Genomic DNA, 472 nt, shown 5'->3' with positions numbered 1-472 from the left:
GTTTTGCAACGGCTACCGACTTGGCGGATTACTTGGTGAAAAAAGGCATGCCTTTCCGCGACAGCCACGAAGTCGTTGCCCAAGCCGTGCGCCATGCTGATGAAGCTGGCGTTGATTTGAGCGAATCGCCGCTCGAAGTCCTGCAAGGTTTCAGCGGCTTGATTGCCGACGGTGTACACTGTGCTGACACCCGAAGGCAGCTTAAACGCGCGCAACCACTTGGGCGGCACCGCGCCTGAACAAGTCCGTTTACAGGTGAAACGCTGGCGTGAATTGTTGGCTTAAACCCATCTAAACACATAATAAAAGGCCGTCTGAAAATTTTCAGACGGCCTTTTGATCACCTGTGTTACACTCAATCTCACAATAAAAACAGATAAAGACTAAACTTACCTTCAAACGAGAAACCACGCCTACTTACTCTTGCCGCCGTATTCAAAAAAGGAGCGAGGATGAAAAATATTGTCTTACA

At 48.9% G+C, this 472-nt stretch carries 1 pseudogene; it reads left to right on the top strand.

What is annotated here, in order from left to right:
• Window positions 1-285 (top strand): annotated as a pseudogene (locus ACTHUT_RS21855) (argininosuccinate lyase); the annotation flags it as partial.
• Window positions 286-472 lie beyond the last annotated feature (187 nt).

This window comes from Neisseria sp. P0022.S010 (assembly GCF_051956635.1).
The sequence above is the reverse complement of the archived record's forward strand: the minus strand, read 5'-3'. Positions and strand labels throughout refer to the sequence as shown.